Source organism: Streptosporangium sp. NPDC053982 (genome assembly GCF_055585205.1).
The window spans coordinates 143,658-156,623 of record NZ_JBVJKQ010000006.1 but is presented as its reverse complement, the minus strand read 5'-3'; the positions used below and the strand labels follow the sequence as shown (position 1 = coordinate 156,623).

Sequence of the window (12,966 nt, the reverse complement as noted above, 5' to 3'; positions counted from 1 at the left end):
ACCTGCGGCCGCCACGTTTCCTTCTCATGCGATCCCGTCGGGCAGCTTCACGCCGCCCGCGATCAAGTCTTCTCGCAGCCGCGCGAGCTGCGGCTCCGTGGCCTCCGCCAGAGGCGGCCGCACGGCTCCGGCCGGGCGGCCCAGCAGGGCCAGCGCCGCCTTCGCCATGATCGCCCCACCGGCCTGCGTCATGATCCCGGAGACGACCGGGAGCAGCCTGCGGTGTACGGCGAGCGCGCCCGAGACGTCGCCCGCGCGGTACCGCTCCATCATGGCGGCGATGTCCGCGCCCACCACGTGCCCCACCACGCTGACGCAGCCCGCGGCGCCGACCGACAGCCACGGCAGGTTGAGCGCGTCGTCACCCGAGTAGAACACCAGGTCCGTCCCGGCCATCACCTGCGAGGCGGCGAACAGGTCGGCCTTGGCGTCCTTGACCGCGACGATCCGCTCGTGGGCGGCCAGCCGCAGGAGGGTCTCGGTCGCGATCGGCACGCCGGCGCGTCCCGGGATGTCGTACAGCATGACCGGCAGGCCGGTGGCGTCGGCGACGGCGGTGAAGTGGCGGTAGAGCCCCTCCTGCGGCGGCTTGCTGTAGTACGGGGTGACCACCAGCAGGCCGTGCGCCCCCGCCCGCTCGGCGGCCCTGGCCAGCTCGACGCTGTGACGGGTGTCGTTGCTGCCCGCTCCGGCGACGACCACGGCGCGGTCGCCGACCGTCTCGACGACGGCGCGCAGGAGACGCTCCTTCTCCTCGTCGGAGGTCGTGGGCGACTCACCCGTGGTGCCGCTCACGACGAGACCGTCGTTGCGCTGCTCGTCCACCAGATAGGCGGCCAGGCGCCGGACCCCTTCGTAGTCGACCGAGCCGTCCTCGGCGAACGGCGTGACCATCGCGGTCAGCATGCGCCCGAAGGGCGCGTCGGAGGTTGTCGTCGGCGCTGTCATAGACCGAACGGTACCCGGACTCCCTCAAAACGGTTGACCCCGCCACCCCGTCCGCGCTACTCGCGAGGACGGGCCGGTGAGGACGGATCTGCCCACGGCGCCCCGCCGCAGGCGACGGGCACGGGCGCGGCGACCGCCGGAGCGGGCCGTTCCCGTTCCCGGGCCGTCTTCCCCCTCGGCTCCCGGGGCACACCCCACACTACTCGACGCCTCTCCGGGGCGGCGGTCAGGAGAGGCCATACCCACCCGGTTTCTCAACTCTTGCTGCCAAAAACAAGCAAAAAATGCCATACGGGGCCGACGACCGGGCGCCGATGCTCACCGGGCAAGCGAGAGACCGCCGATATGTGCTCGGGGGTACACACATCGACGGTCTCTTCCGTTGAATCGGGGCCGCTTACCCGGGCGTTACACGGTCTCTGAGATATTTTCTGGCGCTTTCGGCGTGGGCAAAGTTGGGGCTCCAAACAGCGGCGATCACCCTCCGTGTCGTCGCGGATGCGACAGGATGAGGCGACGCCCGCCGACCCCTGGGATGGACATCGTGGCAACCTCCGATCCTGTCTACCTGCGCGTCGTCGCCGACATCCGCCGTCAGATCGTCGACGGCTCCCTGCTCCCCGGCGCGCCCGTCCCCTCCCGCGCCCAGCTCACCCGCAAGTACGGCGTGGGCGAGACCGCCGCCCGGCACGCGCTGCGCGTGCTCGCAGCCGAGGGCCTGATCGTCGGCCGCGTCGGCTCCGGCCACTACGTGCGGGCACAGCCGGTACTGCTGCCCCTGCACCGCTGGCGCCTCCACGACCATCACGTCCCCTTCGCCGCCGACGCCGGCCCCGACGACGTGCGCGTCACCTGCGACCGCCGGTCCGAGCCGGCCACGGCCACCCCCGACATCGCCCAGCGGCTGCGCCTGGGCGGCTACGCCCCGGTGACCCGCACCCACTACGTCTTCCGCGGCGACGGCAGGCCGATCCAGCTCTCCACCTCCTACGAGCCCGCCGGGCTCGGCGAACCCGTTCCGGGTCCCGGCCTCGGCTCCGGTCCCGGCTCCGGTCCCGGCTCCGGTCCCGTTCCCGGCCTCGGTCCCGGCTTCGGGCCCGGTCCCGACGAGCATCACCGCGGACCGGCCGCCCGCCTCGCCGCCCTCGGCATCAAGGTCACCGAGATAGTGGAGCAGGTCCGCACGCGCGTTCCCCAGCCCGCCGAGAGCGACACGCTCGCCCTGCCCGCGGGCGTCCACGTCCTGCACGTGGAGCGCACCCACTGGGCCGGCGACCGCCCGGTCGAGACCAGCGACATCGTCATCCCGGGCGACCGCTTCCGCCTGATCTACACCCACCCGGTCCAGTCCTAGGTTCGCTCCGCGGGCCGTACGGGCGTACGGGCCGTCGCGTGATCCCGTACGCCGAAACCGGGCTCCCGACGCGGTGGGGCCGCGGGATCCCGCGGCTTCCGTGATCCTCACCGCGACCGCGCCGGAATGTCGGCGGCCCCTGGTACAACCGACCTGGTTTCCCGAGCCGGAGGTGCCTCGCGTGCGCGTCAAGGACATGCCCCCCAGCGACCAGCCCCGCGAGCGGCTCCTGTCGAACGGCGCGACCGCGCTGGCCGACCGGGAGCTTCTCGCGCTGCTGATCGGCTCGGGGAGCCGGGGCACCAACGCGGTGGAGCTCGCCTCCCATCTGATCGCGCACTGCGGCGACCTGCGCGGTCTGGCCCGCTCCGACGCCCACCGCCTGATGTCCGTCCCCGGCATCGGCCCCGCCAAGGCCGCCCGGGTGATCGCCGCCTTCCACCTGGTGCGCCAGGCGCAGTCGGAGCCGGAACGGCGGCGGATCACCTGCTCGGGAGACCTCGCCTCGGTCGCCGCCCCGCTGCTGCGCGGCCTCGGCCGTGAGCGCGTGGTCGTCGTGGTCTGTGACGCCGGGGGCGCGGTGACCCGCCGGGCGGTCGTCAGCGAGGGCGGTGGAGACCACGTCCCGGTGTCCGTCCGCGAGATCGTCAGCACGGTCCTGACCTCCGGCGGCGTCTCCTTCGGCCTCGCCCACAACCACCCCGGCGGCTCCCTCGACGCCAGCCCCGACGACCTGGAGCTCACCGCGCGCCTGCACGAGGCGGCCGAGACCGTCGGCCTCCGCTTCCTGGACCACGTGATCGTCACCGACGCCGCCTGGCGCCGTGTCGGCCTCGACGGCGCGTTCTGACGGTCTCTCCGATGCGGTTCGGGGTGAGGGCGCCGTGCCACCCGGACGGCACGGCGCCCCGCCCCGGCCCCGTCCGCGGACCCCTCCCCCGCCGTGGCCGGCCAGGCGTCTCCTCACACCGTTGTGAGGAGACGCCCGACCGATCCTCACCACGGCGGGAACCCGCGGAACAGGACCGGCCCCGGCGAGCCGATGGAACGTGGGAAGCGGCTCGCCGGACGACCGGGGCCCGGCGGGCGGCATGGGGTCGCCCGCCGGGGATCCTTGTGGTCCCGCATCGGCCCTCCACCGATGCGGGACCGCCTCCCGTCTCAGGCGCCATGGCCCCCCAAGAGACGGGTGGTCGGTATGCCCGGCGGCGGGGCACCCCTGCACATCCCGCCGCCGGGCACGCTTTTCTGCCGTCACCGCGCGACTTTCCGCCGTCACCGCGCGGCGCCGGTCAGCAGGCGGCGCCAGAGCTCCTGCGTCCGGCTCGCGATCTCCCACGGTGACTCGTGGACGATCGTCACGCCGTTCCGCCGCTCCGTCCGCCGTACGAACATCAGCCCTCCCGCCTGACACAGCTCGTAGAACGTGGCCTGGCAGTCGCAGGTGTGCTCCTTCACCCGCACCCGCGAGGTCCTCGGCCGCTCCGGCCGCCAGCCGACCAGCCCGTGCTCAGGCCAGAGAGGGCCCATGTGAACGCTGTGGTGCCGCTCCTGACTCGCCATCACCCAAAGCTTCCGTCCGGCCACCCTGTGACTATAGGTCCTCTCGTCCATCCAGGTCTACTTGCACGTATCTTCCACGGCGAATAGACGTCTGATTTGTGGGTATACGTGCTTGTTGGTCTAGCATTTGATCGTGCTTGATCGAGACGGCCCCATACCGATCTACAAGCAGATCGCCGAGGCGATCCGCGATCGGATCACCATCGGGGACATCACCCCCGGCGAGGCCATGCCCAGCGAGGCGGAGCTGGAAAGCGAGTACGGCATCGCCCGCACGACCGCGCGCCGAGTCGCCCGGGAACTGCGTGAGCAGGGACTCGTCTACACGGTCCAGGGCGAGGGCACCTTCGTCGGCGAGCCCGACGTACCGCGTGCGCCCCGCAAGACGCCCCGTTACCAGCGAATAGCCGAAGAAGTCGCCGAACGCATCCGGCGGGGTGACTTCCCACCGAACCGCGCCATCCCCAGCGAGAAGACGCTCATGGCCCAGTACGACGTCGCCAAGGCCACCGTTCGGAACGCCGTGGCCTACCTCCGCGAGCAGGGATGGGTCTTCACCGTGTCACATCGAGGAACGTACGTCTCCTCCAAGGAGAAGTGGCCCGACACGACGCGAAACCCGTGAGACATACCGGGTTACGAGGGGCGACCCGCCGTAACCGGCGCATGCCCTCTCCAGTGCCCGCCAGGACAGACACCGGGACGACCTCCCGGGTCGTGATCGGGTCGACGTCCGCGCGATGAGACCCGCGGGAACGTTTCGCGGCCTGGCGATCATCTTCGGGCCGCATGGGTGGGCCGGAACCAAGCGTTTTCACCACATGACCAGCCGGACAGCGCGCCGCCATATATCTTCCGGATGTGCTCGACCATGACGGGGACACCCACCTCTACCTCCAGATCGCCGAAATCATCCGGAAGCGGATCTCCGCCGAAAGGTTGTCTCCCGGAGAGCATGTCGCCAGCGAGGCCGACATCAAGAGGGAGTTCGGCGTCGCCAGGACGACCGCCAGGCGAGCATTACGACTGCTGCGCGAGGAAGGGCTGGTCTACGCCCTCCAGGGGGAAGGCACATTCGTGGGGCCGCCCGGCATTGGAGTCAGGCAACCAAGTAAGACGCCGATGTACCGGCAGATCGCGGAAGACGTGATCGAACGCATCCGCAGCGGAGCCATCCGGCCACGTCGCCCCATCCCCAGTGAGATGACCCTGACCCAGGAGTACGACGTGGCTCGGGAAACTGCCCGCCGGGCCGTCGCCCTCCTCCGCGAACAGGGATGGATCTACACCGTGCCGCAGCGCGGAAGCTATGTCTCCCCGAGGAGAAGTGGCCCGGCGCGGCGGCCGGGCGCTGAGCCCCGGAGCCTCCGGGCCCCCGAGCGCCGCGCTCTCCGAGCTATCCCGGCGACTTGGCGGCGACGACGTCGAACGGGTTGATCGCCGGGGCCTTCTCGAAGAGGTCCGGGGCCTGCTCCGACAGTGCCCGGATCAGCTCGCCCGACATGTGGGCGGTGCGGGCCTCCTCGTCGGGGAACGCGCCGAAGATCGCGTACAGGGTGGAGCCCAGGCGCATGGCGAACCAGTCCGTGGTCCCCGGCTCCTTCTCGACGAGCTGGAGTGCCTCGGTCAGGAAGCTCTCCGCCGCCTCCTCCTTGCCCGGCTTGACTTCCAGCAGGGTGAGCAATCCCAGGGTGACCATCTCGCCTCCCGCTCGTTCCGGCGAAGGTCCTTCGCCTCTGAGCTTCTCCGAGATGGGGCCACGGCTACACCGCCCGACCTTCCGGGACCGTCACACATAAACCCGCGACCGTCTCCGCCGGGTCATGGCCGTGCCCGCAGTCATAAAACTCGCGGAACGACGCCGCTCTCACCGCTCCCACTTCCCGGGTTCCGCCCTGCCGTACTCGACCAGCAGTTCCAGGGCGCGTCGCTGACCGGCACCCAGGTCGGCCAGCATGAGCTGACCGAACCGCGCGTTGGCCGCCATCGCGGCGGTCGGCTCGGCGGGGGCGTCCGCGGGCAGCAGGCCGGGCAGCATCGCGTACAGCTCGCGGGCGATCTCCTCCACGCGCGGGTCGTCGGCGCCGACGCCGGCGAGGGCGCCCAGTCTCTCCCCCCAGGCGCGCTGCGGCGAGTCATCGCGCATGCCCGCGAGGTAGGACTCGGCGTCGAACTCGGGCAGCGCGGCGGCCGCCGCCCTGAGGGCGTCGATGTCCGGGCGCGCCAGGTCGAGCGTCTGGACGGCCGCGGCGAGCTCGGCGGGCAGGGTCGGGTCGTGCCCGTGTTCGAGGAGACGCGCGATCACGGCGCGGCGGTCCTTGATCACCGTCTCGCGGGCGGCCAGCTCGGCGTCCAGCTCGGTCAGCACCTCGCGCATGTCCGCCGCCCCGGCGTCGTCCAGCGCGTCGGCGACCTCGCTCAGGCTCAGGCCCAGGGAGGTGAGCCTGCGGATCTGCAGCAGGCGGCTCAACGCGCCGAGGCCGTACTCGCGGTAGCCGCCGGGGGTGCGCGAGGGCTCGGGCAGCAGGCCGATCCGGTGGTAGTGGCGGATGGTCCGCGTCGTGACGTCGGCGAGCCGGGCGAGTTCGCTTATCTGCATCATCATGACCGCCAGTGAAGCCGCTGACCTTACGACAAGGTCAAGCCGACGGCGGTCACGCGCCAGCGCGTGACCTCAGGGCCGCCAGGGCGCGGTCGGCGTGGGCGCGCATGTTCGTCTCGCTGTGCACGACCTCCAGCACGCGGCGGTCCGTGTCGATGACGAAGGTCATCCGGCGGGTCAGGAACGGCCCGGCCGCGAAGGCGCGGCGGGCGCCCAGCGCGCGGGCGACGACGCCGTCAGGATCGGACAGTAGGGGGAAGCCCAGCTCGTAGGTGTCGGTGAACCTCTTCTGCCGGGCAACGCCGTCGCGGCTGATCCCGACCGGATGGGCCCCCAGCGCGGCGAAGTCACCGGCCAGGTCGCGGAAGTGGCAGCTCTCGGCCGTGCAGCCGGAGGTCATGGCCGCCGGGTAGAAGAACAGCACCACCGGCCCCTTCTCCAGCAGGTCGCTGAGCCGCCGCGCCGTACCGGTCTCGTCGGGGAGTTCGAAGTCCTCGACCACGTCTCCGACCGCGGGCCCACCGCTCATGCCATGTCCTTCCCTCGCGCCGGCATCCCGTCCCGTCCCGGGTGGGGCGGCGGCCGGTGCTCCGGCCCCCATTGTGGAGGGGGCGACGGCTCGTGGGACAGGGCCCCCGCGGCCGGCCGTACGGATCTCCCCACCGTACGGCGGCCGCGGCCGCCCCGGCGGGGCGGCGTGCTAGCGTCGCCGCCCATGACGGAGAACGTGTACGTGGGCAATGCCGGCGTGGACGCCCCCGGTGACCGCGGCTGGCTGCTCGGGCACTTCAAGCCGGTCGGCGACGTACGGCACAGCGAGGACGTGGAGATCAAGTGGGGCGTGCACCCGCGCGGCGACGAGCGGGCGGAGTGGGTGCGGGGCGAGAAGCGCACCGCGCTGCTGGTGCTGATCAGCGGGCGGTTCCGGGTGGAGCTGCCGGGACGCAGCGTGGTGCTGTCCGAGCGGGGTGACTACGTGGTGTGGGGGCATGGCGTGGACCACTCCTGGTACGCAGAGGAGGAGTCGGTGGTGCTGACCGTGCGCTGGCCGTCCGTCCCCGGCTATGCCGTCGCCTGAGGACTTCCGATGGCCGCGGACGCCCTGCGGACCCGCCCGCGACTTCGTGCCGTTTCCGCACGTGGACGGACCTGTCCGCTCTATCCTGACCGCATGCCGTACGTCGAGGAACGCGTCTCCGCGGTGGAGACCGACATCAAAGAGATCAGATCCGACATCACCGAGATCAGGGGTGACATCACAGCGATCAGATCCGACATCGTCTCCATCAAGGACGAGCAGAAGAAGATGCGAAGCGACATCACGTCCATCAAGGACGAGCAGAAGAAGATGCGAAGCGACATCGTCTCCATCAAGGACGAGCAGAAGGAGATGCGGAGCGACATCACGTCCATCAAGAAGGGCCAGACCGCCATGGAGCTGAAGCTCAACCGCGCGGTCGGTGACATCGCCGAGCTGAAGGCCGGGCAGGTCGAGATCCGCGATCTCCTCGCCCGCGTCGTCGGCAGGCTCGAAGGCGTCAGCGGCTGACGTCCCCCGGTCCCGCTCGCCCGCCACCCTCCGGCGGGGAGCACGGCCCCGCTCTTCCGCGGAGAGCATGTATCACCCTCGATACCGGCATAACCGCAAATCCCGACGGAGGGGACCGTAACGCGCCGGGCGCCCGATGGCGGATGTCCGGTCAGAACACCGGGATGATGTCGTCCGGGTCGAGGAAGCCGACCTCGACGCCGTCGATGTCGAGCTCGGGGATCGCGGGGAACTCGATGCCCCAGCGCTGCACGATGGCCCGGATCTTGGCCATCGCCACCCGCCAGTTGTCGGCCTGCTCCTCGTAGGAGAGCACGCCCAGGCCCGCCTCGCGCGCGTGGTCCATCAGGACGCGGTGGTTGGCCAGGAAGTACGGCGGCAGCTCCCAGAAGCCGTCCGGCGGCTCCCACAGGATCATGGACAGGAACACGAACCCCGCCCGGAGCTGCCGGGTGATCAGCGTGCGGGTGTCGTCGGTGAGCCCGGGCCACTCGTTGTCGAGGATGGTCATGCAGATCTGCAGGTGGCGGGACTCGTCCCGGCCGATGCGGTGGAACATCTCGCTGAAGACCGGGTGGCGGGTGCCGCTCGCCATGCCGCGGAAGAGGGTGGAGGCCGCCATCTCCCCCATCATGAAGCTGGTGAACAGCACCGGCAGGGTGTACTTGCCGACGGCGCTGTTGTAGCCGGTCCAGTAGCGGCCGCCGTTGTGGTAGAGCCAGCCGATGTTGTTGTGGGCGGCCTTCTCCAGGTCGGTGACGGGGGTCCAGTCGAGCGGGCCGCCCGGCCAGAGCCTGGCGATGGTGCGCTGGCAGCACTCCTCGTGGTTCATCTCGTCACGGGTGATCGAGAAGAAGCACTTGCGGACCGGGTCCTCCTCGTGCTTCTCGAACGCCTGGATGGTGGCGCGGGCGAAGACCGCCGGGCCGGAGGCGTCGAAGTTGGCCAGCACGGAGAACCAGTACATGATCCCGAGACGCTGCTCGGTCGTGAAGGCGGCCGGGTCGAGGTCGTCCCAGGGCAGGTCGGCGGGGTTCCAGACCATGCGCTTGGACTTCTCGTAGATGGCCGCCAGCTTTTCGGTCTCCACCCGCCATTCCATCGGGTAGATGTTCGGTTGGGGAACCGCGGGGGCGGGCCAGAACCCACCCTCGGGAACCGTCAGGTCCGCCATGATGCCACCCCTTCGGCCGCCCGGTTGTGACAGGCACAGCTCACATCCTGCGCCCGGATGTCACAATCTTTCAAGAGCGTGCCCGTTGGGAGGCGGCGACACACGCGAGCACCGCGACGGCGGCCACGACCGTGACCGGCCCGAACCGCTCGCCCATCAGGAGCCAGGCCCACACCAGCGTCAGCAGCGGCTGGGCGAGCTGGGTCTGGCCGGCGCGGGCGATCCCGCCCGCGGCCAGGCCGGCGTACCAGGGGATGAAGCCGAGGAACATGGAGAACAGTCCGACGTAGGCGAACCCCGCGAGCGACACCGCGTCCGGCCGCGATTCCGTCGTCAGTGCCAGTGCGACGGTCACCGGGACGGTGAGGGGCACGGCGACGACGAGGGCATGGGAGATGACGTGCGAACCGGGGATCTCCCGGGCGAGCCGGCCGCCCTCGGTGTAGCCGACGGCGGCCGACACGAGCGCGCCGACGAGCAGCAGGTCGGCTCCGGTGACGTGGCCGCCGCCCCGGCTGAGGGTGAAGGCGGTGATCGCCGCGGCGCCCAGGGCGCACGTCGCCCAGAAGAGCGGCCGGGGCCGCTCCCCGCCGCGTACGGCGGCGCAGGCGGCGGTGGCCGCGGGGAGCAGCCCGATGACCACCGCGGCGTGGGAGGTGCTCGCCCCGGCGGCGAGCGCCAGCCCGCTGAAGAGGGGGAAGCCGACCACGACGCCGGCCGCGATGAGCAGGTAGGGGCCGAGCAGGCGTCGGGGCGGCAGCAGGGGCGCCCGGGTGGCGAGGAGGAAGACCAGCGCCGCGGCGGCGGCGAGGGCGGCCCGGCCGGCGGCCACGAGGTAGGGGTCGAAGCCCCTCATCGCGAACGCCGTGGCCGGGAACGACATGGAGAACGTCAGGACGCCGAGTCCGGCGAGGACGGTGCCGCGCCACGCCGTGTCCGACGGGCCCTCACGGTGGGGCACCGCTACTCGATTCCGGACAATAGCGCTACTCTTATCCATCATGAATGACGATAGCAGTATCGTCCGGCTGGCAGCCAGCATCAGGGAGACCGCCGCCCGGATGCGCCCCGGCGACCGGCTGCCGTCGAGCCGCGAGCTGGTGCGGACCCACGGTGTGAGCCCGGTGACCGTGTCGCGGGCCCTGGGGCGGCTCGCCGCGGAGGGCAGGGTGATCATCAGGCCCGGCAGCGGCACCTACGTCGCCCCCGCCGTTCCCCGCCCGGACGACGCGGCGGACCTGTCCTGGCAGACGGTGGCCCTCGGCGACCGCGTGGTGGACGACGCCGCGGTGAGCGGCCTGCTCACCCCGCCGCCGGAGGGCGTCGTCCCCCTCACCGGCGGCTATCTCCCGGCGGCGCTGCTGCCGGAGCGGGCCCTGTCTGCGGCGGCCTCCCGCGCGGCGCGCCGTCCCGGCGTCTGGGAGACGCCGCCACTGAACGGCCTGGCCGAGCTGCGCGGATGGTTCGCCCGGGAGGCCGGCGGCGGCGTCACCGCGGCCGACGTCCTGGTGGCCGCCGGGGGCCAGGCCGCCCTGACCCACGCCTTCCGCGCGCTGGCCGCGCCGGGCACGGCCGTACTCGTCGAGACGCCCACCTACCCCGGCGCGCTCGCCGCCGCGCGGGCGGCCGGGCTGCGGGCCACGGCCGTGCCGGTGGACCGCGACGGGGTGCGGCCGGAGCTGCTGGCGGAGGCGTTCGCGGTGACGGGCGCGCGGATCTTCTACTGTCAGCCCACCCTGCACAACCCCACCGGCGCGACGCTGCCCCCGGACCGGCGGCACCAGGTGCTCGCGATCGCCCGGGCCGCCGGGGCGTTCGTCGTCGAGGACGACTACGCCAGATATCTGACGACCTCCCCGGCCCCGCCCCCGCTGGTCGCGCTGGACCCCCACGGCACCGTCGTGCACGTCAACTCGCTGACCAAGCCGCTGTCGGCGGGCATGCGGGTCGCGGGGGTCGTCGCCCGCGGACCGGCCGCCCTGCGGCTGCGTGCGAGCCAGGTCGTGGAGTCGTTCTTCGTGCCCAGGCTGCTCCAGGAGACGGCGCTGGAGCTCGTCGGCTCCCCCGCCTGGCCCCGCCACCTGGCGGCGCTGGGCGCCGAGCTGGCGGCCCGCAGGACCGCGCTGGTCACGGAGCTCACCGTCCACCTGCCGGCCGTCGACGTCCACCTCGTGCCCCGGGGCGGCCTCCACCTGTGGTTACGGCTGCCGCCCGGCACCGGCGAGGACGCGGTGGTGGAGGCGGCCCGGCGGGCGGGCGTCACGGTCAGTCCCGGCCAGGTCTATCACCCGGCCGAGCCTCCCGGGCCCCGCATCCGGGTGACCCACTCGGCCGCCGCCCACGTGGCGGAGCTGTCGGAGGGGGTGCGGCGGCTGGCGGCCGCCCTGGGAGTGCCACCGGAATACGGCAGGAACGGGCCGCGGGGTGAGATAGCTGCTGGTCAACCGCCGGTGAGCGCCCCGTAGGTGGTGGAACGGCCGACCTTGAGGGTGCGGGCGGCTTCGGCGACGGAGACGCCGTCGTCGACCAGCCCGCGCGGGGCGGCGAGTTCGGCGGTCCCGATGACGGTGGAGCGGCCCGATCTTCTTGCCGGGCAGCGTGTCGCCGTCGGCTTCGCGGCGTTTGACCGCTTCGATGCCCTCGGCCCGGCGTTCGGCGCGGAGCCCGGACTCGGCCGTGGCGGCCAGGGCGGTGAACGTGAACCGGCCTTCCCGGGTACCGAGGTCGAGGTTCTCGGGGTGGCCCCTGACCCACCGAACCCGGTTCGCCGTTCCACTCCTACCGGCGGGCCGAGTAGGCGCGGTACCAGTCAAGGGTGGCGGTGACGGCGGTGGCGTGCGGAGTCGCGGTGAACGGCCCGAACGTGGCGGTGAACTTCGAAGTGTCGCTCACGAACGGCCGGTCGCGCTGATACCACGTCTCGCCGAGGGCACGCACGGTCGGGTTGAACAGGCCGATCAGACGTTGCGCCGGACGGCCGAGCGCCGCCGTCCTGCAGGGCTTCCCCAGCGCGGCGATCACCAGATCGAGGAACTCCCGGCCCGTCACGGCCGGTGCCGCCGGCAGGTGCCAGACCTGGCCGTCGGCGCGCGTGTCGCGGCCGAGCCTCACCAGACCTCTGGCGATGTCGGGCAAGTAGCCGAGCGTATGGGGCTGGTCGAGCGCCCCGACCCAACGGATGGGCTTGCCGGCCAGCGCCGCCGCGAACACCGTCGCACCGGCGACGGTGTTGACGCCGCCGGGACCGTAGTAGTCGGAAGCCCTGCCCAGCGCGACACGCAGCTCGCCGGATCGGTGGGCGGCAAGCAGGGACTCGGCCATCTGCGCGCGAACCCGGCCCTTGGGATTGCGGGCGGCGCAGGGCAGCGTCTCGGTCATGGGGGCGCCGACGGGTCCGTACATGTACAGGTTGTCGGCGAGCACGAGCTTGGCACCGGAGGCGGCGGCGCCCTGGCGCACCGCGTCGGTCATACGGGGGAACTCCTCCACCCATCGGTCATAGGCGGGCGCGGCGCAGTGGTAGACGACCTCGGCTCCGGCGCAAGCCGCCTCGGCCCCCTCCACGGTCGTGATGTCGGCGCGGTGGGCCTCCACCCCGGGCAGCGCCGGCACCCGTCCGCTGCGGTTGACGGCGCGGACGCGGCATCCCTGGGAGGCGAGCTCACGGACCACGGAAGCGCCAACGGCCCCTCCGGCGCCGAGGACGACATGCAGATCGGATAGAGCGGGCACGGTGACCTCCCTGTCGACAATTTGGAAACGCTGTTATGAAACAT

15 protein-coding genes are annotated in these 12,966 nt (G+C 71.9%); 7 read left to right on the top strand and 8 right to left on the bottom strand.

Annotated features, from left to right (window positions below):
- Positions 1-24: 24 nt before the first annotated feature.
- Positions 25-948, bottom strand: coding sequence for a 4-hydroxy-tetrahydrodipicolinate synthase (gene dapA, locus ACZ6W9_RS12380; RefSeq protein WP_470117697.1), 924 nt, complete (start codon positions 946-948; stop codon positions 25-27).
- A 544-nt stretch (positions 949-1,492) separates the two neighbouring features.
- Here dapA and ACZ6W9_RS12375 point away from each other — a divergent pair.
- Together ACZ6W9_RS12375 and ACZ6W9_RS12370 are read left to right on the top strand one after the other, a co-directional pair.
- Positions 1,493-2,302: a GntR family transcriptional regulator gene (locus tag ACZ6W9_RS12375; RefSeq protein WP_470117695.1), complete on the top strand. Its 810-nt coding sequence runs from the start codon at positions 1,493-1,495 to the stop codon at positions 2,300-2,302.
- Positions 2,303-2,483: 181 nt separating this feature from the next.
- Positions 2,484-3,152, top strand: a complete 669-nt coding sequence (locus ACZ6W9_RS12370; protein WP_362928197.1) for a JAB domain-containing protein — start codon at positions 2,484-2,486, stop codon at positions 3,150-3,152.
- A 425-nt stretch (positions 3,153-3,577) separates the two neighbouring features.
- Here the strand turns inward: ACZ6W9_RS12370 and ACZ6W9_RS12365 are convergent, their stop codons facing one another.
- The gene (locus tag ACZ6W9_RS12365; RefSeq protein ID WP_389955919.1) at positions 3,578-3,865 is read right to left on the bottom strand and encodes a hypothetical protein; all 288 of its coding nucleotides are present in this window, start codon (positions 3,863-3,865) and stop codon (positions 3,578-3,580) included.
- 133 nt (positions 3,866-3,998) lie between these two features.
- On the opposite strand from ACZ6W9_RS12365, the gene ACZ6W9_RS12360 reads away from it, so the two are divergent.
- Both ACZ6W9_RS12360 and ACZ6W9_RS12355 read left to right on the top strand, forming a co-directional pair.
- On the top strand, positions 3,999-4,490 hold the full coding sequence (locus ACZ6W9_RS12360) for a GntR family transcriptional regulator (protein ID WP_389955921.1): 492 nt from the start codon (positions 3,999-4,001) through the stop codon (positions 4,488-4,490).
- Positions 4,491-4,726: 236 nt separating this feature from the next.
- Complete coding sequence (locus tag ACZ6W9_RS12355; protein ID WP_470117693.1) at positions 4,727-5,302, top strand: GntR family transcriptional regulator; 576 nt, start codon at positions 4,727-4,729, stop codon at positions 5,300-5,302.
- Here ACZ6W9_RS12355 and ACZ6W9_RS12350 read toward each other — a convergent pair.
- From ACZ6W9_RS12350 to ACZ6W9_RS12340, 3 genes are all read right to left on the bottom strand, one after another.
- Positions 5,262-5,564 carry a putative quinol monooxygenase gene (locus ACZ6W9_RS12350; RefSeq protein ID WP_389955927.1) on the bottom strand — a complete coding sequence of 101 codons (303 nt, stop codon included), beginning with the start codon at positions 5,562-5,564 and terminating at the stop codon, positions 5,262-5,264. The two genes, ACZ6W9_RS12355 and ACZ6W9_RS12350, sit on opposite strands and share 41 nt — an antisense overlap.
- A gap of 168 nt (positions 5,565-5,732) precedes the next feature.
- A complete protein-coding gene (locus ACZ6W9_RS12345) occupies positions 5,733-6,470 on the bottom strand; it encodes a MerR family DNA-binding transcriptional regulator (RefSeq protein WP_389955929.1) in 738 nt (245 codons plus the stop codon).
- 49 nt (positions 6,471-6,519) lie between these two features.
- The gene (locus ACZ6W9_RS12340) at positions 6,520-6,996 is read right to left on the bottom strand and encodes a peroxiredoxin (protein ID WP_389955932.1); all 477 of its coding nucleotides are present in this window, start codon (positions 6,994-6,996) and stop codon (positions 6,520-6,522) included.
- 186 nt (positions 6,997-7,182) lie between these two features.
- Between ACZ6W9_RS12340 and ACZ6W9_RS12335 the strand changes: the two genes are divergently transcribed.
- Both ACZ6W9_RS12335 and ACZ6W9_RS12330 read left to right on the top strand, forming a co-directional pair.
- The gene (locus ACZ6W9_RS12335; protein ID WP_389955935.1) at positions 7,183-7,545 is read left to right on the top strand and encodes a cupin domain-containing protein; all 363 of its coding nucleotides are present in this window, start codon (positions 7,183-7,185) and stop codon (positions 7,543-7,545) included.
- 93 nt (positions 7,546-7,638) lie between these two features.
- Entirely contained in the window at positions 7,639-8,016 is a 378-nt protein-coding gene (locus ACZ6W9_RS12330; RefSeq protein WP_389955937.1) for a hypothetical protein, read from the top strand.
- Between the two features lie 151 nt (positions 8,017-8,167).
- Here ACZ6W9_RS12330 and ACZ6W9_RS12325 read toward each other — a convergent pair whose 3' ends face one another.
- Positions 8,168-9,190: a hypothetical protein gene (locus tag ACZ6W9_RS12325; RefSeq protein WP_389955940.1), complete on the bottom strand. Its 1,023-nt coding sequence runs from the start codon at positions 9,188-9,190 to the stop codon at positions 8,168-8,170.
- Between the two features lie 70 nt (positions 9,191-9,260).
- Complete coding sequence (locus ACZ6W9_RS12320; RefSeq protein ID WP_470117689.1) at positions 9,261-10,151, bottom strand: DMT family transporter; 891 nt, start codon at positions 10,149-10,151, stop codon at positions 9,261-9,263.
- Between the two features lie 40 nt (positions 10,152-10,191).
- On the opposite strand from ACZ6W9_RS12320, the gene ACZ6W9_RS12315 reads away from it, so the two are divergent.
- Positions 10,192-11,655 (top strand): aminotransferase-like domain-containing protein, encoded by a 1,464-nt coding sequence (locus ACZ6W9_RS12315; RefSeq protein WP_470117687.1) that lies wholly within the window; start codon positions 10,192-10,194, stop codon positions 11,653-11,655.
- Between the two features lie 313 nt (positions 11,656-11,968).
- Here ACZ6W9_RS12315 and ACZ6W9_RS12310 read toward each other — a convergent pair whose 3' ends face one another.
- Positions 11,969-12,922, bottom strand: coding sequence for an NAD-dependent epimerase/dehydratase family protein (locus tag ACZ6W9_RS12310; protein ID WP_389955948.1), 954 nt, complete (start codon positions 12,920-12,922; stop codon positions 11,969-11,971).
- Positions 12,923-12,966: the final 44 nt, after the last annotated feature.